Annotated in this window: 20 protein-coding genes; 5 read left to right on the top strand and 15 right to left on the bottom strand. The window is 62.0% G+C overall.

The window, feature by feature from the left end; translation table 11 throughout:
• Positions 1–22: 22 nt before the first annotated feature.
• The 6 genes from sufT to HOP51_RS05585 all read right to left on the bottom strand — a co-directional run bounded on the left by sufT (position 23) and on the right by HOP51_RS05585 (position 6,042).
• Positions 23–595 carry a putative Fe-S cluster assembly protein SufT gene (gene sufT, locus HOP51_RS05610; protein ID WP_234272980.1) on the bottom strand — a complete coding sequence of 191 codons (573 nt, stop codon included), beginning with the start codon at positions 593–595 and terminating at the stop codon, positions 23–25.
• Positions 596–598: 3 nt separating this feature from the next.
• The gene (locus HOP51_RS05605; protein WP_234272979.1) at positions 599–1,858 is read right to left on the bottom strand and encodes a cysteine desulfurase; all 1,260 of its coding nucleotides are present in this window, start codon (positions 1,856–1,858) and stop codon (positions 599–601) included.
• Between the two features lie 16 nt (positions 1,859–1,874).
• Positions 1,875–3,242 (bottom strand): Fe-S cluster assembly protein SufD, encoded by a 1,368-nt coding sequence (gene sufD, locus HOP51_RS05600; protein WP_234272978.1) that lies wholly within the window; start codon positions 3,240–3,242, stop codon positions 1,875–1,877.
• On the bottom strand, positions 3,239–3,991 hold the full coding sequence (gene sufC, locus HOP51_RS05595; RefSeq protein WP_234272977.1) for a Fe-S cluster assembly ATPase SufC: 753 nt from the start codon (positions 3,989–3,991) through the stop codon (positions 3,239–3,241). The genes sufD and sufC overlap by 4 nt, the downstream gene beginning before the upstream one ends.
• Before the next feature lie 73 nt (positions 3,992–4,064).
• On the bottom strand, positions 4,065–5,507 hold the full coding sequence (sufB, locus tag HOP51_RS05590; RefSeq protein WP_234272976.1) for a Fe-S cluster assembly protein SufB: 1,443 nt from the start codon (positions 5,505–5,507) through the stop codon (positions 4,065–4,067).
• 70 nt (positions 5,508–5,577) lie between these two features.
• A complete protein-coding gene (locus tag HOP51_RS05585) occupies positions 5,578–6,042 on the bottom strand; it encodes an SUF system Fe-S cluster assembly regulator (RefSeq protein WP_111414695.1) in 465 nt (154 codons plus the stop codon).
• A 439-nt stretch (positions 6,043–6,481) separates the two neighbouring features.
• On the opposite strand from HOP51_RS05585, the gene HOP51_RS05580 reads away from it, so the two are divergent.
• Positions 6,482–6,955: an Lrp/AsnC family transcriptional regulator gene (locus HOP51_RS05580; protein WP_234272975.1), complete on the top strand. Its 474-nt coding sequence runs from the start codon at positions 6,482–6,484 to the stop codon at positions 6,953–6,955.
• Between the two features lie 55 nt (positions 6,956–7,010).
• Complete coding sequence (locus HOP51_RS05575; protein WP_234272974.1) at positions 7,011–7,943, top strand: complex I NDUFA9 subunit family protein; 933 nt, start codon at positions 7,011–7,013, stop codon at positions 7,941–7,943.
• Here HOP51_RS05575 and HOP51_RS05570 read toward each other — a convergent pair.
• The 4 genes from HOP51_RS05570 to HOP51_RS05555 form a co-directional block, all read right to left on the bottom strand.
• Positions 7,919–8,596 carry a phosphate signaling complex PhoU family protein gene (locus HOP51_RS05570; protein ID WP_234272973.1) on the bottom strand — a complete coding sequence of 226 codons (678 nt, stop codon included), beginning with the start codon at positions 8,594–8,596 and terminating at the stop codon, positions 7,919–7,921. The two genes, HOP51_RS05575 and HOP51_RS05570, sit on opposite strands and share 25 nt — an antisense overlap.
• A 25-nt stretch (positions 8,597–8,621) precedes the next feature.
• A complete protein-coding gene (locus HOP51_RS05565; protein ID WP_234272972.1) occupies positions 8,622–9,830 on the bottom strand; it encodes a Na/Pi cotransporter family protein in 1,209 nt (402 codons plus the stop codon).
• 105 nt (positions 9,831–9,935) lie between these two features.
• The gene (locus HOP51_RS05560) at positions 9,936–10,373 is read right to left on the bottom strand and encodes a nucleoside deaminase (protein WP_234272971.1); all 438 of its coding nucleotides are present in this window, start codon (positions 10,371–10,373) and stop codon (positions 9,936–9,938) included.
• An 89-nt stretch (positions 10,374–10,462) separates the two neighbouring features.
• Entirely contained in the window at positions 10,463–10,999 is a 537-nt protein-coding gene (locus HOP51_RS05555; RefSeq protein ID WP_234272970.1) for a hypothetical protein, read from the bottom strand.
• A gap of 240 nt (positions 11,000–11,239) precedes the next feature.
• Here HOP51_RS05555 and HOP51_RS05550 point away from each other — a divergent pair, with 240 nt between their 5' ends.
• Together HOP51_RS05550 and HOP51_RS05545 are read left to right on the top strand one after the other, a co-directional pair.
• Complete coding sequence (locus HOP51_RS05550) at positions 11,240–12,184, top strand: 2-dehydropantoate 2-reductase (RefSeq protein WP_234272969.1); 945 nt, start codon at positions 11,240–11,242, stop codon at positions 12,182–12,184.
• 98 nt (positions 12,185–12,282) lie between these two features.
• Positions 12,283–13,050 (top strand): class I SAM-dependent methyltransferase, encoded by a 768-nt coding sequence (locus HOP51_RS05545; protein WP_234272968.1) that lies wholly within the window; start codon positions 12,283–12,285, stop codon positions 13,048–13,050.
• Positions 13,051–13,116: 66 nt separating this feature from the next.
• Here the strand turns inward: HOP51_RS05545 and thpD are convergent, their stop codons facing one another.
• The 3 genes from thpD to HOP51_RS05530 all read right to left on the bottom strand — a co-directional run bounded on the left by thpD (position 13,117) and on the right by HOP51_RS05530 (position 15,403).
• Positions 13,117–14,028: an ectoine hydroxylase gene (gene thpD, locus HOP51_RS05540; protein WP_234272967.1), complete on the bottom strand. Its 912-nt coding sequence runs from the start codon at positions 14,026–14,028 to the stop codon at positions 13,117–13,119.
• 156 nt (positions 14,029–14,184) lie between these two features.
• Positions 14,185–14,886, bottom strand: a complete 702-nt coding sequence (locus HOP51_RS05535) for a hypothetical protein (protein WP_234272966.1) — start codon at positions 14,884–14,886, stop codon at positions 14,185–14,187.
• Between the two features lie 40 nt (positions 14,887–14,926).
• A complete protein-coding gene (locus HOP51_RS05530; RefSeq protein WP_234272965.1) occupies positions 14,927–15,403 on the bottom strand; it encodes a YbhB/YbcL family Raf kinase inhibitor-like protein in 477 nt (158 codons plus the stop codon).
• A gap of 76 nt (positions 15,404–15,479) precedes the next feature.
• Here HOP51_RS05530 and HOP51_RS05525 point away from each other — a divergent pair, with 76 nt between their 5' ends.
• The gene (locus tag HOP51_RS05525; RefSeq protein ID WP_234272964.1) at positions 15,480–15,941 is read left to right on the top strand and encodes a flavodoxin family protein; all 462 of its coding nucleotides are present in this window, start codon (positions 15,480–15,482) and stop codon (positions 15,939–15,941) included.
• A gap of 61 nt (positions 15,942–16,002) precedes the next feature.
• Here HOP51_RS05525 and fadA read toward each other — a convergent pair whose 3' ends face one another.
• Together fadA and fadB are read right to left on the bottom strand one after the other, a co-directional pair.
• Positions 16,003–17,181, bottom strand: a complete 1,179-nt coding sequence (fadA, locus tag HOP51_RS05520; RefSeq protein ID WP_234272963.1) for an acetyl-CoA C-acyltransferase FadA — start codon at positions 17,179–17,181, stop codon at positions 16,003–16,005.
• 24 nt (positions 17,182–17,205) lie between these two features.
• Entirely contained in the window at positions 17,206–19,395 is a 2,190-nt protein-coding gene (fadB, locus tag HOP51_RS05515) for a fatty acid oxidation complex subunit alpha FadB (RefSeq protein WP_234272962.1), read from the bottom strand.
• Positions 19,396–19,689 lie beyond the last annotated feature (294 nt).

Here is a 19,689-nt window from a genome sequence, read left to right as displayed (position 1 = left end):
GGCACATGACTTCGCCTAGGGGCTAGAACATGCCGAGTTCCAGCTTCGCCTCGTCGCTCATCATCTCACGGCTCCAGGGCGGATCGAAGACGATTTCCGTATGCACCCGGCTGATTTGCGGGGCACCGAGGATCTTGTTGCGCGCATCGGCGGCAATCACGTCGCCCATGCCGCAGCCGGGCGCGGTCAGGGTCATGCGAATGGTGACGATACGCTCGCCGCTGATCAGCCGTTCGATGCGACAGCCGTAGACCAGCCCCAGGTCGACGATGTTGACCGGGATCTCAGGGTCGAAGCAGGTGCGCAGCTGGTCCCACACGAACTGCTCGATCTCCTCGTCGTTGGCATTCTCGGGCAGCGTCGGCCGTGGCAGGGACTCGAGCCCCAGGGCATCGAGATTGCTACCCTCGATCAGGTAAAGACGCCCCTCGTAGCCGATGCTGACCGAGCTGCCCTTGGCCTGCATCACGCTGACTACGCTATCCTCGGTCAGGGTCACGGTCTTGCCGAAGGGAATCGAGATGGCGTCCACGTCGCGTTGCAGCGGCAGCGTCTGGCCCTTCTGCAGGCTGGCGATCTGTTCGATGGTCGACATGGCTCAGCGCACCATGCCAATGACACGCTCGAGGGCGTCGACGAAAGCGTCGACCTCTTCCAGCGTGTTGTAGGCGGCAAACGACGCCCGGCAAGTCGCCGTCACACCGAAGTGCGCCAACAGCGGCTGGGCGCAGTGATTGCCAGTGCGAATGGCCACGCCGAGCTGATCGATCAACAGGGCGATGTCCTGCGAATGCGCCCCGTCGACGACGAAGGAGAGCACGCCGGCCTTGTCCGGCGCGGTTCCCAGTATGCGCAGTCCATCGATGCACGACACCGCCACCGTGGCGCGCTCCAGCAGCGTCGCCTCCCAAGCACCGATACGCTCGAGCCCCACGCCGCGAACCCAATCCAGCGCCACGCCCAGCGCAATCACTTCGGCGATGGCCGGCGTACCTGCCTCGAACTTGTGGGGAATGTCAGCAAAGGTGGTCGGCACCTCGAAGGAGACGCTCTTGATCATCTCACCGCCACCCTGCCATGGCGGCATGGCCTCGAGCAGCTCGGCCCTGGCGTAGAGCGCACCTACCCCTGTCGGGCCATAGACCTTGTGACCGGAGAAGGCGTAGAAATCAGCCTCGATGGCGCGCACGTCGACACGCTGGTGCGGCACTGCCTGGGCACCGTCGACCAGGATCAGGGCACCATGCTCGTGAGCGATGGTCGCCATCTCGCGCACCGGATTGATGGTGCCGAAGGCGTTGGAGACATGATTCACGGCCACCAGCTTCGTACGCTCGGTGAACAGCGCGCGATAGGCGTCGAGATCGAGCACCCCGCGCTCGTCCACCGGAATCACCTTGACCACGATACCGAGTTGGGTGGCAAGGAGCTGCCACGGTACGATGTTGGAATGGTGCTCCAGCAACGAGACCAAGACCTCGTCGCCGGCCTCGAGATTGGCCCGGCCCCAGCTGTTGGCCACCAGATTGATCGCCTCGGTAGTGCCGCGGGTGAAGACGATCTCGCGCCGGTCGGCGGCATTCAGGAAAACGCGCACCGTCTCGCGAGTCGCTTCATAAGCCGCTGTCGCCTCGTCGGCCAGGGTGTGCAGGCCACGATGAATATTGGCGTTGTAGCGGCTGAAGTAGTCGCGGAAGGTATCGATCACCGCCAATGGCGTCTGGCTGGTGGCAGCATTGTCGAAATAGATCAGCGGGCGGCCATGCACCTGCCGCTCGAGAATCGGGAACTGGGCGCGAATCCCGGCCACGTCGAAGGCCGGTGCGCTGAGCGGTCGCTCGGTGGCCAGGTGGTTCATCCGCGTTCTCCTCGAATCACTCGTCGTGCAGGGCCACGGCGGCTTCCACCAGCCCGGCCAGGTTGAAACGTTCCGGCAGCTTGCCGGCCACTGCCAGCTCCACCCGTTCGGAGATAGCGTCCAGGTCGACCAGTTCCAACACCTCGCCAGCGAAGGCCAGGGTCAGCAGGCCACGCGCGGTTTGCTCGTCGATGCCGCGAGTACGCAGGGCATAGACCGCCTCTTCGTCGAGCTGGCCGGTGGTGGTGCCGTGGGAGCACTTGACGTCATCGGCGTAGATTTCCAGCTCAGGCTTGGCGTCGATCTCGGCGCGATCGGAGAGCAGCAGGTTGGCATTGCTCTGGAAGCCCTCGATCTTCTGACTGTCGCGCTTGACCACCACCTTGCCGTTGAACACGCCACGGGCACGGTCATCGAGGATGCCCTTGTAGTTCTCGTTGGAGAAGGTGCGCGGGGCGTTGTGGTTGGCCAGGGTATGGTTGTCGATGTGCTGACGCCCCTGGCCGTAGAACAACCCGTAGAAGTTGGCCTCCGCCCCTTCGCCGTTGAGCTCGCCGATCAGGTCGTTGCGCACCAGCCCGCCGCCCAGGTTCAGGTTGAATGAGGTGTAGCGGCTATCGCGGTTCTGCTCGACGTGAATGCTGGCCACATGCAGGTCACCAAGCGGGGCCTCTTGCAGCTTGTAGTGGGTCAGGATCGCTCCGCGGTCGAGCATCAGCTCGGCCACCAGGTTGGTGAAATTGGCCGCCTCGCTCTCGCCGACGTGATGCTCGACCAGCGTGGCCTGGCTGCGGGAGCCGGCCTCGACCAGGATGCGCGGGTGGCTCATCACCGGCTCGGCGTTGGCCCGTGACAGGAACTGCAGCAGGATCGGCTTCTCCACCACACTGCCCGGCGCCAGGCGCACCACGGCGCCCTCCTCCATGAAGGCGGTATTGAGCGCCGAGAATGGTGAGAACTCGACGCCGGTCAACCGGCCCAGCGGACCGCCAACGGCCTCGTGATTCTCGGCCAACGCCTGGGACAGCGGCAACACCGCCACACCGCCGGGCAAATCGCCCAGATCGGAAAGCGCCGGCGAGAAAATGCCGTCGACGAAGGTCAGCCGATACGCCTCGATGGGCAACGTCAGCGCCGCGGCCGAGGCCGGCGAGAACTCGGCGTTATCGGTCAGCACGAAGTCGCCGCGGGCGATGGCGCGCACATCGGTGTACTTCCACGCCTCGTCGCGCCGCGTGGGGAAGCCGAGCGCCTCGAAGCGAGCGGCACCTGCCTGGCGCCGCGCGGCGATCCAGGTCGGCTCCTGCCCGCGGTTGGCATTGCGCTCCGCGAGGCAGTCGAGAAAGGCCTTCACCTCTCTTGCTTGCTGTTCGACATCGCTCATGCAGCGGACTCCTCCACGACCCAATCGTAGCCGCGGGTTTCCAGTTCACGAGCCAGCTCGGCGTCGCCGCTCTTGGCGATGCGGCCATCGACCAGTACGTGCACCCGATCTGGCACGATGTAGTCGAGCAGGCGCTGGTAGTGAGTCACCAGCAGGATGGCGCGTTTCTCGTCGCGCAGGGAGTTGACGCCATCGGCCACCACGCGCATGGCGTCGATATCGAGACCTGAATCGATCTCGTCGAGCATGGCAAGCTTGGGCTGCAACACCAGCATCTGCAGGATCTCATTGCGCTTCTTCTCGCCGCCGGAAAAGCCCTCGTTGACGGCGCGCTGCAGGAAGCTGGCGTCCATCTTCATCTGCGCCAGCTTCTCCTTGACCAGCTTCATGAACTCCGGCGCCGGGACCTCTCCCTCGCCGCGAGCCTCACGCTGGGCGTTGAGCGCTGCCTTGAGCAGATAGATGTTCTTCACGCCGGGGATCTCCACCGGATACTGGAAGCCCAGCAGCAGCCCCGCCTGGGCGCGCTCCTCGACTTCCATTTCCAACACGTCCCGGCCTTCGAAGGTGATCGACCCCTGGGTCACTTCATAGCCATCCTTGCCTGCGACCACTGCCGAGAGGGTCGACTTGCCGGCCCCGTTGGGACCCATGATGGCATGCACTTCCCCGGCGTTGATGGTCAGGCTGAGACCTTTGAGGATATCCTTGCCTTCCACCTTGACGTGCAGATCCTTGACTTCGAGCATCTTGAGTACCTTTTCGATTCTGTCGAGCCGTCGATGCGACCCGAAAAATTGATTCAACCGCGCAGCCGTTTCCTCAACCAACAGCGCCTTCCAGGGTCACGTTCAGCAATGCTTCCGCCTCCACCGCAAACTCCATCGGCAGCTCCTGGAACACATCCTTGCAGAAGCCGTTGACGATCATGCTCACCGCGTCTTCCTCGGAGATACCGCGACTCTGGCAGTAGAACAGCTGATCCTCACCAATCTTCGAGGTGGTCGCCTCGTGCTCGATGGTTGCCGTGCTGTTGCCGATCTCCTGGTACGGAAAGGTATGCGCTCCGCAGCTATCGCCAATCAGCAACGAGTCGCATTGGGTGAAATTGCGCGCGCCCTTGGCCCGCGGGCCGATCTTGACCAGTCCGCGGTATGACTGATTGCTGCGGCCGGCGGAAATGCCCTTGGAGACGATGTACGAGCGCGTACCCTCACCGATGTGGATCATCTTGGTGCCGGTATCGGCCTGCTGACGGCCATTGGTCACCGCTACCGAGTAGAATTCGCCGATACTATCCTTGCCGCGCAGCACGCAGGAGGGGTACTTCCAGGTGATGGCGGAACCAGTCTCGACCTGGGTCCAGCTGATGCGCGAGCGATCGCCGCGACAATCGCCGCGCTTGGTGACGAAGTTGTAGATGCCGCCCTTGCCATCCTCGTCGCCGGGATACCAGTTCTGCACCGTGGAGTACTTGATGTAGGCGTCATCCAGCGCCACCAGCTCGACCACTGCTGCGTGAAGCTGATTCTCGTCTCGCATCGGCGCGGTGCAGCCCTCCAGGTAGGAGACCTGGGCACCCTCCTCGCAGATGATCAGGGTGCGCTCGAACTGGCCGGTGTTGGCCGCATTGATGCGGAAATAGGTGGAAAGCTCCATCGGACAGGTCACGCCCTTGGGCACGAAGACGAAGGAACCGTCGGTGAACACCGCCGAGTTGAGCGCGGCGAAGTAGTTGTCTGCCACCGGTACCACCGTGCCCAGGTACTGCTTGATCAGCTCCGGGTAGTCGCGGATCGCCTCGGAGATCGAGCAGAAGATCACTCCCGCCTCGTGCAGCTTCTCCTTGAAAGTGGTGGTCACCGATACGGAGTCGAACACTGCGTCCACCGCCACACCAGCCAGGGCGGCACGCTCATGCAGCGGGATACCCAGCTTCTCATAGGTCTCGAGCAGCTTGGGATCGACCTCGTCGAGGCTCTGCGGGCGGTCCTCGGGACGCTTAGGCGCGCTGTAGTAGGAGATCGCCTGGTAGTCGATGGGCGGATAGTCCAGATGCGCCCAGGAGGGCTCCTTCATCTTGAGCCACTGATGGTAGGCCTTGAGACGCCACTCGAGCATCCACTCGGGCTCGCCCTTCTTGTTGGAAATGAACGCAATGACGCTCTCGTCGAGCCCCGGCGGTACCGTCTCGCTCTCGATGTCCGTCACGAAGCCTTCTTTGTATTCGCGGCGGACCAGCTGTTCCATTTCCTGACTTGCCATGTTCTCTCCCCTCCCGGGCGGTTGGGCCGGCGAGCAAGCTCGCCTCGGGTAATGAATTCTGTTCGATGGTTCAGGCCGTGTCGGCGGCCAGACTCACGCTCTGTATGGGTAACTGAACCGGTAGCTTGATCGGCGCGGTATCGGCCAGGTGGGCCAGGGTCACGCTGTCGAGCAGGGTGCGTACCGCCAGTGATACGCGCTGCCAGTTGTCGGAAACGCCGCAGGTCGCGAGCAGGTCGCAGTCACCTTCGGCATGACTGCATTCGGTCATCGCTACCGGCCCTTCGATGGCGGTAATGATGTCGATGGCGGTGATCCGCGACGCCGGCCGCGCCAGCGAGTAGCCGCCCTGGGCACCGCGACGCGACTCCAGCAGCCCCGCCTTGACCAGCATCTTCAAGGTCTTGCTTACCGTGGGGTGCGGCAACTGCACGGTCTCGGCCAGCTCTGCCGCCGCATGGGGCTGCTCGGGATGCCGGGCGATCTGCGCCAGAATCACAGCGGCATAGTCGGTCAGCCGGGAAAGCTTCAGCATGCCTGACTCCTGGGTATCGCGATGCGAATATTGCCATCACTCCATTTGGGACCATTTTAGTCCTGTATGGGTTCGATGTGAAGCCTGCACAAGGCGAAAGAAGCCTCAAAACCTAAAGATGACCGCACGTTCGGCGCCGTTCGCATCAATAAATACAATCGTTCTCATTCGAGAACTCTATCGGATCGTCATCGCTCAGCGGCATGCGGATGACAGCAGGGAGAAGACGACAGGCTCGGTATATCTTGAGCCCGGGGATGGGTAGGTGGCGCAGGTACTCGAAGGAGGAAAGCCGGTCCCGAAGTCGTCGATGCGGATCCGGATATTGCAACCGCGTAGCTTGCGAACTGGCGAGTACGAGCCGTATTCGCCAGACTTGTCATGATGGTTAGCCGTACCGGCCAAGGAACCACTGAACGCCACATTGACGAGGCACCCCATGCGCAATCTCAAACTCGACCGCATCGATCGCATGCTGCTAGAAGCTCTCCAGCAGGACGCCCGTCTGACCACCGCCGAGCTGGCGGAACTCGTGAATCTCTCCCCCTCCCCTTGCGCTCGCCGCATTCGCCGGCTCGAGCAAGCAGGATTGATCACGCGTTACCGAGCCGAGCTGGACAAGGCCCGCCTCGGCCTGATGGTCACGATCTTCGTGCAGGTTCGGCTCAATCAACATCTGCAAGCGCAAGTGGAAGAATTCGAGCAGAGCGTGAGCCATATGCCGGAAGTGGTTCAATGCCACAGCGTTTCCGGCCACTTCGATTACTTGTTGCAGGTCATAACCGCAGATATCCAGGCTTTCGAACGATGGCTGCGGTATTTCCGTCAACTGAAGACGATCAGTACCGTCGATAGCAGCTTCGCGATCAGAACGGTCAAGGAGAACGGTCCGCTGCCACTGCCCATCGTCTGACATGACAGCAGATGGGCAAGGCGGGTCCTGGCGCAAGCGAAGGGGTGGAAACGAAATGCTGAAGGCTCCCATTACTGTATTCGGCGGTACCGGCTTTCTCGGGCGTCATGTCGTGCAAGAGCTGTTCGATGCCGGCCATGCAGTGCGCATCGCAGCGCGTCGGCCAACACTGCCCGAATGGGCGGAACCCGGGGACCCACTGGAGCCCATGAGCGTCGATATCCGCAGCGAAGCCGATGTGAGCGGGGCACTCGAAGGAGCCTACGGCGCGGTCAATGCCGTCAGTCTTTACGTCGAAAGGCGTGGAGTAAGCTTCGAGCAGGTTCATGTGGAAGGTGCCGCTCGCCTGGCCCGCCTGGCCCTGGCACACGGGGTCAGCACCTTGGTGCAGCTCTCCGGCATAGGCGCCGACCGCGCCTCGCGCTCGCGCTCGCGCTCGCGCTACGTGAGCGCGAGGGGGCATGGAGAGTCCGCCGTGATCGATGTCTACCCGAAGGCGGTCATTCTGCGCCCGAGCGTGATGTTCGGCCCCCAGGACGCCTTCCTGAACCGCTTGGCGGACCTGACTCGGCTGCCCCTCGTCCCGCTTTTCGGTCGCGGGGAAACCCGACTGCAGCCGGTGCATGTCGGGGACGTGGCAAGGGCCGTGGTGCGGCTGATGGGCGAGCCCTCGACCGAGCGCCGGTTATTCGAGCTAGGCGGACTGGATATCCTGAGCTACCGGGAAGTCGTGGAGTCGGTCATGGTTCATCTTGGGCATGAGCGCCCCCTACTGCCAATACCCTTCCCACTCTGGCATCTTGCGGCTCTGCTGGCCTCACCGCTTCCCGGTCCGCCGCTGACCCGCGATCAGGTCATCATGATGCGTGCAGACAACACGGTCGGCGAAGGCGTGGGTACCTTCGACGACCTCGATATTCTGCCACGTTCGCTACGCGACTCCCTGCCAGCCTGTCTCCCGACTCAGGCCTCGTCCTCATCGGAGTAGAAGTCGAGATCTTCGAGGCGCCCAAGCACCGCCGTGGTGATATTGGCCAAGTGCGCCGCCACACGCTTGTAGTGCCGGGCCAGCAACGAGTAGGCCACGGCCTCGTGAAACTCGACCTTGTCCTCGTCGCGAAACAGTTCTTCGATCAGGCGATCGCAGTGCGGACGCACTTCGCCGGCCTTGGCCAAGGCCTCGCGCGCCCGTGCCTCATCGGAATCCCGGGCCGCCTTGGTGACAAGGCCAAACATTTCACCTACCTGGGCGGCAATACTGTCCAGCGGCTCCTGATACTTGGTGACGTGGAACCCTTCGCGATAGAAATGCCCCACCTCGAAGACGTTCTTGCAGTAGTCGCCAATGCGCTCGGCATCCTTGGCCACGCTCATCAACGCCAGGCAGATCGCCACGTCGTGGCCCGGGTTGACGGTCAGGTGGCGCAGCACCTTGCGCCGGATCGAACGCTCGAGCTCGTTGATGCTGCGATCGCGATCATAGAGCGGCTGGCGCACCTCATCGGCGGGAGCCGTGCTGTGCAGGACCTCGTTGGCCCGATCGAACATCCAGGCCCCGTGCTGCAGCATCTGGGTGAGATCCTCGAAGGCCTGATTGATGGTGTTCTCTGAAGTCAGGGCGCTGTATAGCTGACGAAACATTGAGGCAACTCCTGAAATACCGCGCTCAGCGCAGGCTGGTGAAAAGTTCGACGGCACCGATTCCCAACAGGGGTACCACCAGGAACACGCCGATCAGGAAGATGAAAGCATAACGGGTCTGGCGCGCCGCCAGCTTGCCGTACCAGGTCGCCACCTTGAGCGGAATATAGCGCAGCGGCCACCAGATGGCGGTGCCGGTCAGGTTGAACGTGACGTGGAACAACGCCACGGTCATGGCGGCAGCCACCGGATTGGCGGTCGCAGCCAGCAGGCTGGTCACCGTAGTGCCCAGGTTCGCCCCCATCATGAACGGCAGTACGCGCCGCAGGCGGACCACGCCGGCGCCGGCCAGGGGCACCATCAGGCTGCTGGTGATGGTGCTCGACTGCACCAGCACGGTGGAGACCAGCCCCACGCTATAGGCTCGTAGGTCGCTACGGAAGAAATAGGTTCGAAACAGGCCGTCCATGTGTCGCAACAGGGCACCGCGCAGGTTCTGTACCATGAAGATCAACGCAATGAACATCAGCAACAGGCCCAGCCCAGCAACCAGCAGTCCTTGCCCGGCCAGAGTCGGCATCAGCCAGGCACCAATACCATTGAAGAGATCGACGACCGGCTGGGTGATGAGCTTGATGGGGCTGTTGGGACGTGCCACTTCCTCGAGTCCGATCAAGTCGGTCAACCAGCCCGCCAGACGCGAGAACATGCCGCGCCCCGTTTCATGGAACAGGCCGCTGACGAGCTCCAGCGGAAACACCACCAGCACGGTGAGAATATTGAAGAAGTCGTGCATCAGTGCGGCAGTGAAGGAGCGCCTGAAGTTGCGCCGAATGCGCACGTTGGCCAGCGCCACGATCACTCCGGTGACCGCCGTACCGATGTTGGCGCCCATGATGGCGAATACGGCCGTGCCCAACGTCATCTCCCCGCTGGCCACCAGGGTCACGATCAGTGCCGAGGTGAACGAAGAACTCTGCACGATCATGGTCACCAGCACCCCTGCCAACAGCGCAACGAAGGGATTCTCGCCGTAGGCGAAAAGCTGGGTCAGGAAGTCGCTGGCCTGGCCGAAGGTGCCCAGGCCCGAGCCCAGTACGTTGAGCGCCGCCAGGAAGAGGTACAGGCAGATGCCGGCATAGACGCCGCGCATCCAGGCCGGCACTTCACGTCCCGACTCGCGGGCCAGTGCCGCACGCTGCGTTGCATTGGAGGAAAGGGGGGATTTCGACATGAGAAGGCCGTTTGCTCCGTGCCTGGAATGTGACGAATACATGACACTTGCGTTACTGCCGGCGAACGGTACCCCTCCTGTGTGACAGTTTCATGACATCATTCCCTATTCGCCAATGTCCTCGTTCCACAGTTCCGGAAAGGTCTCGATGAAGTGGGTCATCATGCCGATGCACTCATCGAGCTGCAGGACCTCGACCTCGATGCCACGGGAACGCAACAGCTCCTCTTCGCCCAGAAAGGTCTGGTTCTCACCGACGACGACCCGAGGAATGCCGTACAACAGTATGGCGCCGCTGCACATGGGACAGGGAGACAGCGTAGTGTACAGGGTGCAATCGCGATAGACCGAAGCTGGCTGGCGGCCAGCCTGCTCGAGCGCATCCATCTCGCCATGCAGCACGGCGCTGCCGGACTGGACACGCCGGTTATGGCCGCGTCCGATGATTTCTCCACGGTGCACCAACACCGAACCGATGGGAATCCCGTCCTCGGCAAGGCCCATGCGGGCCTCCTCGATTGCGGCTCGCATGTAGCGATCCATGTGGTGCGCCTCCTCGTCATGTCCTTTGCGGGTCTCGCCGTGACCATAGCAGATGCCCGAGCGGCTTGCCTGCTGCCACATCTCGCTGCCTATTGCCAACGCCAGCCATGCCGCTCCCACCACTCCAGGGCGATGGCGCGATTCTCCGCATTGGCACTCTGCTCGAGCGTTTCGGTGAGGCGCACGTAATCGCCGCCTGTCTGGGCCATCAGTTGCGGATCCTGGGTCGCCAGCTGCAGGGAATAAAGTACCAGCATCAGCTCGTACTGATCTTGCGTATCGATAAGCGCGAATAGCATCGGCACGGCCGGCTCGCCAATCTGCCCAAGCCGTTCCGCCGCAATGTACCAGACCCTCGGGTGCTCGCTGCCGCCCTGCACGTCGATGAAGCGCCTGTCGGCCAAACGGCTGATGTAGTAATGGACCTCGTCCTCTTGCGAGGCGTAGAGCGGAGGCACCCAGAAGCGATCATGCTGGGTAGTAGGCACCGGCCTCGCAGCCGGCTCGTCCGGCACCGCCGGTTCGGGGTCAGCGGCAAGCTCGGCCTGCGGAGCCTCACGACCGGCACAACCGGCCGCCAGCAATAGGGTAAGCAGAATAGGGATGAATCGCGGGTTTCTCGGCATCACCTGGGCACCACTCCTCTCGCTAGTGCATTGCATGGCGCCACGGATGGCCGCCACAGGGTTCTCATGGTATGAACAAATATCGCCAGGTGCGACACACTTCGCTCCCCCGGGTTGAAGGCCATGTCCTGGCGCAGGTAGGCCAGGCAGGGAGCCACCAGCATGTCGGCAAGAGAACGGTACAGTTGGCGACTTGCCACTATGCTCCGAGGAAAGAGGCGGTTTAAGACGGGAGACGCTATGAAATTTGCCATCATGGGTAGCGGCGGTGTCGGCGGCTACTTCGGCGCGCGCCTGGCCGAAGCCGGCGAGGATGTGGCGTTTATCGCCCGCGGCGAGCATCTTGCCGCCATGCAACGTCAAGGACTGCGTGTGAGCAGCATCAAGGGAGACGTCGACTTGGCGCAAGTCAAGGCCACGGATGATCCCGCCACGCTGGGCGAGGTGGGTTGTGTCATCGTGGCGGTCAAGGCATGGCAGGTTCGTGAGGCGGCCGAAACGATTCGTCCTCTGGTTGGACCCGATACTCTGGTCCTGCCGCTGGAGAACGGCGTGGAAGCCGCCGACACCCTGGCCGAAGTACTGGGAGAGGCTCCGGTGCTCGACGGACTCTGCGGGATCCTGGCCTGGCGGGAAGCACCGGGGCACATTCGGCATGCTGGCGTGGATCCATTCATACGCTTCGGTGAGCGCGACAATCACAGCAGTGCGCGTACGGCACGACTCAAGGCCGTATTCGACAAGGTACACGGCGTCAGTGCCGAAATTCCCGACGACATTCGCGTCGCCCAGTGGAGCAAGTTCCTGTTCATCTGCGCCATGAGCGGCATAGGCAGCATCACTCGCGCCCCGATCGGCGTTACGCGCCAACTTCCCGAAACCCGGGCTCTGATCCAGGCCATGCTCGAGGAGATCGACCAGGTCGCCCGAGCCCATGGCGTTGCCTTTCCTGCCGATGCCGTCGCCCGTGCCATGCAGTTCATCGATGCCATGCCAGCGGAGAGCACCTCTTCCATGCAGCGCAACATCATGGCTGGCGAACCCTCCGAGCTGGAGTCGCAGAATGGCGCCGTAGTGCGCCTGGGACAGGCGGTGGGCGTCGCCACCCCGGTGCATGGCATCATCCATGCCGCCCTGCTACCCCAGGAATTGACGGCACGAGGGGAGTTACCGCAAGCAACATAGGATGCCCCCGAGAGACCGTCGCGACATATTGGAGTATGCTTAATTCATGGAGGCATATCGCACCGGAAAGTGCCTCTCTGCCCCTATGGAGCCTCATGATGAGCGAACTTCCTCATAATGCCCCGGGCCAGCGCTGGAACGCCGAGGCCTATATGCACCACGCCGATTTCGTCGCCGAACTGGGCGACACGATAGCGAGAATGCTCGCCCCTCGCCGCGGCGAACGCATACTCGACCTGGGCTGCGGCGACGGCTCCCTGACCGAGGTGCTGGCGAAGTCCGGGGCCACCGTCGTTGGCGTGGATGCCGCTAACGATATGGTCGAGGCCGCCCGGAAACGGGGACTCGACGCTCGCGTCCTGGATGCCCATAACCTGCCCTTCGAACATGAATTCGATGCCGTATTCAGCAATGCCGCCCTGCACTGGATGCTGAATCACGAGGCCGTGGTGGCAAGCATCCATCGTGCCCTCAAGCCGGGTGGGCGCTTTGTGGCCGAATTCGGCGGTCATGGCAACGTCGCAGCGATTTGTACCGCCATGCTGGCAGCACTCCAGGCGCGAGGCATCAGCGGCAAGGCTCGCTTCCCATGGTTCTTTCCCACACCAGAAGAGTACCGTGAATCTCTGGAAGCGGCAGGATTCAAGGTCGAGTCCATCGAGCTGATGCCGCGCCCGACCCGCCTGCCTACCGGTATCTCCGGTTGGCTCGCCACCTTTGCCAATCCTTTTCTGCATGGCCTGGACGAAAAACTCCGCGAGGCGATACTGGACGACACAGAGTCACTGTTGACACCGAGCCTGCGCGACAGCCATGGCAACTGGACGGCCGATTATGTTCGCTTACGGGTGAGGGCACATCGCTGACACGCAGTATCTCCTGCCCATGCGCCAGCCCAGCGGGACGGCACTTCTGCCGTCCCTGACAGCTGCTCAACCGATGGGCTCGAGTGCACTCCAGTCCGTACGATTGGCCAGAAATTCCGGACGCGGCCGGTTACCGCAGAAAGGGTTCATCAAGCCGTTGTCTATGCTGTTATAGACGAAGAAAAGATTACTGCGCGGCCAGCATGACATGTTGATGTTCGAGCCGTGCATGGTGTTGCACTCGAACATCACCAAGGTGCCGGCCGGCCCCTTGGGCGCCTCGATATCCCCCTTGAGCATTAGTTCGCGCAAGCTAGCATTGTCAGGCACGCCCACGTCCTGGCGCTTGAGTGACTCCTTGTAGTTGTCCGTCGGCGTGCGTCCCACGCAAGGCACGAAATACTTGTGCGAGCCCGGAATCAGCATCAGCGGACCATTGAACTCACCGTTGTCGGTCAACACGATGGAGCAACTCAGGGAGCGCATGCGTGGCATGCCGTCCTCGCTGTGCCAAGTCTCGAAATCGGAATGCCAATCGAAGCCCTTGCCCTTGAAGCCAGGCTTGTAATTGATGCGTGACTGATGAATGTATACGCCCTTGCCCAGCAACTGCTCGACCATGGCCAACAGCCGGGGATCGCGGGTCAGACGGCTGAAGCGCTCCGATATCTCGTGAATACCGAAGATAGAGCGAATCTCCTCCCGCCCAGGCTCCAGAATGGTTCCTTCGGAGAGCTTGAGATCATCATCATGTTCATACTCACGAAGTTCGTGGATAAAAGCCTCCATTTCCTCACGTTCAAAGAAGCCTTCGAACGAAAGAAAGCCTTTCTCCTCGTACTCGCGTACTTGCTCCTCGCTCAGCGGTCCATCGCTGCGCTGCCTTCCCTCGCTGAAGACGACGGGATCGATACGCTCGAACATCCCCAGCTTGCGCTCCAAGCGCGTGGGAAACAGATCCTGTACGTCCTTTTTCATCGCATGCTCCTCCATGAATCCAAGCGAAACGCCAATCTTCCTATTGGTAATCACTCAACCTAGACTTGGAAACGTTTGCGTGCAAAGCGAGTTTGTATCGGCCTATTGCGCAGCGAAAATTAACCGTAATCGCCTGGGCAAAGAAGGTCCTGCCATCTACAGAGGCGAGAGATCGTCTTTATTGTTGAGCTGCTTGATTTCCTTACACAGGCGGCGCCGTTGCCAGGAAGAAGCTAGCCGCTTGGTATCCCAGGTCACCGGTACCAGGCCGCAGCCAGGTTGATGATCGATGAACTCAAAGCAGCGCTCGGCGCCGATCGGCAGATCCTCTGAGCCATAGATACAGATGATACGGATGCTCAGAGAGTGAAAGATCACCCCCTGCCGAGGTTGGTAGCCCTGCATCTCGAATCCACCATGGCGCGCCAGCCGCTGTGTCAGCTCGCCGAAACTGTCGATATGTACGAACTTTCCCGGCTCGAGTGGCCCCTGATGGGAGCCATCGCGAACGATAGGAGGGGCATCTGCGGCAGTGGTGCCGGCACTTTCGCCCCCCTGTGTCTCACTACCCTCGCTGAAGGTATCGGTACGGTCGGTGACATCGACCCGCACGATGCCGTGCGAGGTCTTCAACTCGGCGATGACATGCTGGAGGAACACCGGCTCCGCACTCATGTTGCTGATGATGCACAAGGCATCAATGTCCTTTTTACGGCCCCGGTTGATCAGCAGGCGCGGCCGGCGCTGGCGACGAAAGCTGAAGTAGAGAAGCTGGGCGTAGACGACCCAAACGATCAGGGTACCGATATCCGTCAGCACGGAGACGGTGTCCCCGTGCTGATTGACCCAGTCGAACATGGCAATCCTCCCTGACTGCGACGAAAGCTACGCCTAGCAATCAACCACGCTGGTAGGTGCCGATCAGCCGGTTCATGCCGAGCAGGTGCGGCTCGAGCTGTTTGAGCAGCTCCTCCAACCCAAGCCCCTCGGGCAAATCGGTCGGCTTGTCGAGAGCCAGCACCCAAAAATAGTAATGATGCACGCCGTGCCCTTCCGGCGGCATCGGGCCACCATAGCCGAGCTTGCCGAAATCGTTCTTGCCGCTCGTGCCATCGCTGGTACCTTCGACCAGCGTCGTGGTGGAGCCCGGCAAGTTGTAGAGCAGCCAATGCACGAAGCCATAGCTGCCGTGCTGAACGAGAGGTGCGTCAGGATCGTGGCAGATAACTGCATACCCCTTGGTGCCCTCGGGAGCGTCGCGCCAGCTCAGCGCTGGCGAGGTATCGTCGCCCTCACCGGTATGTCGGGTGGGAATCGCACCATGTGATTGAAAGGCGGAACTTTCCAGTTGCATGTCAGAAAGTGCAAAAGCCATGAGCGTGCCCTCTCCTGTAGTGGCAAAGCGGAATGATGCCGAAACAGCGTCGGAAAAAGCCGTTAGACTGTCAAACATGAAACGTCTGCTGATCGTGGCCCATGCGCCCTCGCCCAATACCCAGCGCCTGCGGGACGCCGCCACGCGCGGCGCGCAATACCTTGACCTCGAGACAGTCGAGGTTGTGGTAAAGGCCCCCCTCCAGGCGGGCCCGGAGGACATACGTGCCAGTGATGCCATTCTGCTCGGCACCACAGAAAACCTGGGCTACATGAGTGGCGCACTGAAGGATTTCTTCGACCGCAGCTACTACCCCGTCCTGGAAGAGAAACAAGGCATGCCCTGCGCGCTCTACGTGCGCGCCGGGAACGACGGCACCGGCACGCGTCGCGCGGTGGAGAGCATCGTCACCGGGCTACGCTGGCGCTGGGTTCAGGAGCCACTGGTCCTGCGTGGCGAGTGGCGGGAGGAATTCGCCGAGCAGGTGGAGGAGCTAGGCCTCTACCTGGCAGTTGGGCTCGAGGCCGGCGTCCTCTAGCAAAACGGCACCCCTAAAGGGGTGCCGCTGCATTGCAAGAACAGAATGGTCGGGACAAGGGTCACTTGAGCCGCTCAAAGACGGTCGCCACCCCCTGCCCCATGCCGATACACATGGTGGCGAGCCCCAGGGTAGTGTCCTGCTGGCGCATCACGTTGAGCAGTGTGGTGCAGATACGCGAGCCGGAACAGCCCAGCGGATGACCCAGCGCAATGGCACCACCGTTGAGGTTGACCTTCTCGTCCATGGCCTCGAGGAACCCCAGATCCTTGAGCACCGGGAGCGCCTGGGCGGCGAAGGCTTCGTTGAGCTCGACGGTCTGAATGTCATCGGACGACAGGCCAGCCGTCTTGAGCGCCTTCTTCGAGGCCGGCACCGGGCCGTAGCCCATGATAGAAGCATCACAGCCCGCCACACCGGTGGACAGAACCCGCGCCATCGGTTCCAGCCCCAGCGCCTGAGCACGCTCGTAGCTCATGATCGCCATGGCGGAAGCGCCGACCGAAAGCGCCGAAGACGTACCGGCCGAGACGGTACCGCCGCGCGGATCGAATACCGGCTTGAGCTTGGCCATTTCTTCCAGGCTGGCGTCGATGCGGATGACTTCATCACGCTTGACCAGCTTGCGGAAGCCACGCTCGTCGTGTCCCTCGACCCCAACGATCTCGTTGTCGAAGTAGCCCTGGTCGCTGGCCGCGGCGGCGCGCTGGTGAGAACGCACGCCGAACTTGTCCTGATCCTCACGGGTGACACCGTGCATCTTGCCCAGCAATTCGGCGGTCAGGCCCATCATCATCGCCGCCTTGGCAGCGTACTTGCTGGCCGCCGGGTTGACATCGACACCATGGGCCATGGGCACATGTTCCATGTGCTCGACGCCACCGATGACGTAGAAGTCGCCCATGCCGGCCTTGATGTTGGCCGCAGCGATATGCAGCGCGGTCATGGAGGAGCCGCATAGGCGGTTGACCGTCTGGGCCGGTACCGTACGCGGGATGCCAGTCATGATCGCCGCATTACGAGCAATGTTCATCGACTGCTCGAGAGTCTGGTTGACGCAGCCCCAGATCACGTCGTCGACCTCGGCCGGGTCGAGCCCCGCATTGCGCTCGAACAGTGCCTGCATCACCGCAGCGGAAAGGTTCTCGGCACGCACGTGACGGAAGGCGCCGTTCTTGGCCTTGGCCATGGCGGTGCGGACGCCGTCGACCACCACGATGTCTCTCGGGTTCAAGCTCATATCATTACTCCTGTTCGTGGTGGATTAGCCCTGGGCCCGGTCTTGAGTTCGGGCGGAATAGAAGCGCTCGCCGCTTTCGGCCATCTGGCGCAACTTGTCGGTGGGGGCATAAAGCGCTCCCAGCTCCTCGGCCAGGCCATCGGCCAGCTTGACGAACTCGGCCACCCCCATGGCGTCGATATAGCGCAGCGCGCCACCACGGAACGGCGGGAAGCCGATGCCGTAGATCAGTGCCATGTCGGCTTCGGCCGGGGTTTCGACGATGCCGTCTTCCAGGCAGCGCACGGTCTCCAGGCACAGCGGCACCATCATGCGGACGATGATGTCCTCGTCGGAGAACTCCTTCTCCTGCTGGACGACCTGCTTGACCAGCTCATGGGCTTTGTCGTCGCCGACTTTCTTCGGCTTGCCCTTCTTGTCTTCCTCGTAGGCATAGAAGCCCTTGGCGTTCTTCTGCCCCAGGCGCTCGTTCTCGACCATCACCTGGATGGCGGTCTTGGCATCGCGTGCCATACGGTCGGGGAAGCCTTCTGCCATCACCTCGTTGGCATGCACGGCGGTATCCATGCCCACCACGTCGAGCAGGTAGGCCGGGCCCATGGGCCAGCCGAACTTTTCCATTACCTTATCGACGCGCTCGAAGTCGGCGCCCTGCTCGACCAGCAGGCTGAAGCCGCCGAAATAGGGGAACAGCACGCGGTTGACCAGGAAGCCGGGGCAGTCGTTGACCACGATCGGCGTCTTGCCCATGGCGCGGGCGTAAGCCACGGTAGCCGCCACGGCGGCGTCGCTGGTCTTCTCGCCGCGGATGACCTCGACCAACGGCATGCGGTGCACCGGATTGAAGAAGTGCATGCCGCAGAAGTTCTCGGGGCGCTTGAGATTCTGCGCCAGACGGGTGATCGAGATGGTCGAGGTGTTGGAGGTAAGAATCGTGTCCTCGCTCACCAGGCCTTCCACCTCGGTCAGCACCGCATCCTTGACCTTTGGATTCTCGACCACCGCCTCAACCACCAAGTCGACATGGCCGAAGTCGCCATAGGAGAGCGTCGGACGAATCAGGGTCAGCTTCTCGGCCATCTGCTCGGTGGTGAGCTTATTCCGCTCCACCTGCTTGGCGAACAGCTTGCGCGACTCCTTGAGCCCCAGCTCGATGGCCTCCTCCTTGATATCCTTCATCAGGATCGGCGTGCCCTTGGAAGCGCTCTGGTAAGCGATGCCGCCCCCCATGATGCCGGCCCCCAATACCGCCGCCTGCTTGACCGCCTTGGCCTGCTTCTCGTACTTGCCGGCCTTCTTCTTGACCACCTGATCGTTGAGGAACAGCCCCACCAGGTTGTAGCAGACGTCGGTCAGCGCCAGCTTGGCGAAGGCCTTGGCCTCGATGGCCTGGGCGCGGGCGCGCTCCTCTCCGGCCCCCTTCTGGATCACCTTGATCGCCTCGACCGGTGCCGGGTAGTGCGGCCCAGCCTTACCGGCCACGTAGCCCTTGGCGGTCTCGAAGGCCATCATCTGCTCAATGGCGTTGAGCTTGAGCGGTCCGGTCTTCTCGGCTCGACGCGCCTGGTAGTCGAGTTCACCGGCGTTGGCTCGTGCAAGAATGTCCAACGCTGCCGCCTCGAGCTGCTCGTTTGGCACCACGGCGTCCACCGCACCTACCTTGAGGGCAGCATCAGCACGGTTCTCGCTGCCGCCGGCAATCCACTCCACGGCGTTGTCCGAACCGATCAGGCGTGGCAGGCGTACGCAGCCTCCCCAACCAGGCAGGATGCCGAGCTTGGTTTCGGGCAGGCCGATCTTGGCTTTCTCACCCATCACACGGAAGTCGGTAGCCAGCGTCACTTCGCAACCGCCACCCAGCGCCAGCCCGTTGATGGCAGTCACCGTAGGGAAGGGCAGATCCTCGATAGCGTTGAAAATCTCGTGCACCCTGAGATTCATCTCGACCAGGTACTCTTCGCCCTTTTCGAAGATGCCATGGAATTCGGTGATATCGGCCCCAACGATGAAGACCTCCTTGCCACTGCCGATCACCAATCCCTTCAGCCCGTTCTCGGCGCGAATGGCCTGTATGGCCTCGTCCAGCTCGGCAACCACGGCGCTGGACAACTTGTTGATGGACTCGTCCTTCAGGTCGAAGGTGAGCATGGCGGTGTCAGCGCCACCGTTCCCGGTACCGCGTGCCACCGTGATGGCATTGCCTTGATAGATCATCCACGAATCTCCACACAGAGGTTGGCGTTGGAGGAGTGCCAGGTTTCATACGGCCGTTTGATTCAAGAAAGCTTGGTGCACTCGGGCCGGCACGTCAAGTCCTCATCGACGCTTGATGGCAACGAACGCAACATAGGCTTCAAGCCGTACATGCTGGCCGCAATGATGGGTTCGGCCGCCCTCCGACGGCGCTATCCGCTATGCTTTCTCCAGACATGGAACCTTTCCGTTAGTCCGTTAATCGAAATGTGACCAGCCGTTTCACGACGCGACAAGTTGCATTACACGCAAGGG

It is taken from the genome of Billgrantia zhangzhouensis, assembly GCF_021404465.1.
Lineage (GTDB): Bacteria > Pseudomonadota > Gammaproteobacteria > Pseudomonadales > Halomonadaceae > Halomonas > Halomonas zhangzhouensis.
This window is presented reverse-complemented; position numbering and strand designations above follow the sequence as displayed.

What these genes read in the sequence shown, in the direction of transcription:
- sufT (WP_234272980.1), bottom strand. Translation starts at nt 595, where the DNA reads ATGTCGACCATCGAACAGATCGCCAGCCTGCAGAAGGGCCAGACGCTG.
- HOP51_RS05605 (WP_234272979.1), bottom strand. Translation starts at nt 1,858, where the DNA reads ATGAACCACCTGGCCACCGAGCGACCGCTCAGCGCACCGGCCTTCGAC.
- sufD (WP_234272978.1), bottom strand. Translation starts at nt 3,242, where the DNA reads ATGAGCGATGTCGAACAGCAAGCAAGAGAGGTGAAGGCCTTTCTCGAC.
- sufC (WP_234272977.1), bottom strand. Translation starts at nt 3,991, where the DNA reads ATGCTCGAAGTCAAGGATCTGCACGTCAAGGTGGAAGGCAAGGATATC.
- sufB (WP_234272976.1), bottom strand. Translation starts at nt 5,507, where the DNA reads ATGGCAAGTCAGGAAATGGAACAGCTGGTCCGCCGCGAATACAAAGAA.
- HOP51_RS05585 (WP_111414695.1), bottom strand. Translation starts at nt 6,042, where the DNA reads ATGCTGAAGCTTTCCCGGCTGACCGACTATGCCGCTGTGATTCTGGCG.
- HOP51_RS05580 (WP_234272975.1), top strand. Translation starts at nt 6,482, where the DNA reads ATGCGCAATCTCAAACTCGACCGCATCGATCGCATGCTGCTAGAAGCT.
- HOP51_RS05575 (WP_234272974.1), top strand. Translation starts at nt 7,011, where the DNA reads ATGCTGAAGGCTCCCATTACTGTATTCGGCGGTACCGGCTTTCTCGGG.
- HOP51_RS05570 (WP_234272973.1), bottom strand. Translation starts at nt 8,596, where the DNA reads ATGTTTCGTCAGCTATACAGCGCCCTGACTTCAGAGAACACCATCAAT.
- HOP51_RS05565 (WP_234272972.1), bottom strand. Translation starts at nt 9,830, where the DNA reads ATGTCGAAATCCCCCCTTTCCTCCAATGCAACGCAGCGTGCGGCACTG.
- HOP51_RS05560 (WP_234272971.1), bottom strand. Translation starts at nt 10,373, where the DNA reads ATGGATCGCTACATGCGAGCCGCAATCGAGGAGGCCCGCATGGGCCTT.
- HOP51_RS05555 (WP_234272970.1), bottom strand. Translation starts at nt 10,999, where the DNA reads ATGCCGAGAAACCCGCGATTCATCCCTATTCTGCTTACCCTATTGCTG.
- HOP51_RS05550 (WP_234272969.1), top strand. Translation starts at nt 11,240, where the DNA reads ATGAAATTTGCCATCATGGGTAGCGGCGGTGTCGGCGGCTACTTCGGC.
- HOP51_RS05545 (WP_234272968.1), top strand. Translation starts at nt 12,283, where the DNA reads ATGAGCGAACTTCCTCATAATGCCCCGGGCCAGCGCTGGAACGCCGAG.
- thpD (WP_234272967.1), bottom strand. Translation starts at nt 14,028, where the DNA reads ATGAAAAAGGACGTACAGGATCTGTTTCCCACGCGCTTGGAGCGCAAG.
- HOP51_RS05535 (WP_234272966.1), bottom strand. Translation starts at nt 14,886, where the DNA reads ATGTTCGACTGGGTCAATCAGCACGGGGACACCGTCTCCGTGCTGACG.
- HOP51_RS05530 (WP_234272965.1), bottom strand. Translation starts at nt 15,403, where the DNA reads ATGGCTTTTGCACTTTCTGACATGCAACTGGAAAGTTCCGCCTTTCAA.
- HOP51_RS05525 (WP_234272964.1), top strand. Translation starts at nt 15,480, where the DNA reads ATGAAACGTCTGCTGATCGTGGCCCATGCGCCCTCGCCCAATACCCAG.
- fadA (WP_234272963.1), bottom strand. Translation starts at nt 17,181, where the DNA reads ATGAGCTTGAACCCGAGAGACATCGTGGTGGTCGACGGCGTCCGCACC.
- fadB (WP_234272962.1), bottom strand. Translation starts at nt 19,395, where the DNA reads ATGATCTATCAAGGCAATGCCATCACGGTGGCACGCGGTACCGGGAAC.